We start from the raw sequence: 651 nt of genomic DNA on the forward strand, positions 1-651 counted from the left end.
CCCGGCGAGGCCGACGACCAGCAGGACGGGGATGAACCCCAGGTACTCGATGGCTACTTGACCCCGATCGGGTGTCCGATCGCGCCTCCGCTCGCGTCCGTACCGCATCTCAGTGCTTCACCTCCTCCACGGCACCGGCGTGGCCGTGCACCGTGACCGGGAAGTCGATGGAGCCGGGGAAGAGGACGGGCACCTTGAGGGAGACGTCGGCCGTGACGAACCCGGAGCCGCCGCACGCCACCGTCGCGCCCCCTCTCCAGTCCCCCGACAGGTGCTCCAGAGCGGCCGCGCGACAGGCGGCCTCGCGCGCGCCGCCGGGCGCCGCCGCGGTGCCCGCCCGTACGCCCTCGTCCGCAGCATTCCCCGCGAGCGTGAAGGCGTACCCCGTGAGCACGCACTGCCACATGAGCACCAGGGTCAGCACGATCAGCGGGGTCATCCCGAGGAGTTCGACGGCGACCTGCCCCCGGTCCCCGGCCGCTCCCCCCGTCGCACTCCCGGCCGCTCCCCTCGTCGCGTCCCCGGCCGCGGTCCTTCCCGCGTCCCCGGTCCCAGCCCTCGTCGCACCCCCGGCAGCGGTCCACATCGCGCCTCACTCCTTCCGCCGCCGGAAGCCGACCGCGCCCCGGTCGCCGCGCTGCCGCTCGCCGC

Annotated in this window: 1 protein-coding gene; it reads right to left on the reverse strand. The window is 75.0% G+C overall.

Annotation, left to right across the window (positions count from 1 at the left end; translation table 11 throughout):
• Positions 1-109: 109 nt before the first annotated feature.
• Complete coding sequence (locus GTW40_RS04805) at positions 110-439, reverse strand: pilus assembly protein (RefSeq protein WP_161178889.1); 330 nt, start codon at positions 437-439, stop codon at positions 110-112.
• Positions 440-651 lie beyond the last annotated feature (212 nt).

It is taken from the genome of Streptomyces sp. SID4985, assembly GCF_009863025.1.
GTDB lineage: Bacteria > Actinomycetota > Actinomycetes > Streptomycetales > Streptomycetaceae > Streptomyces.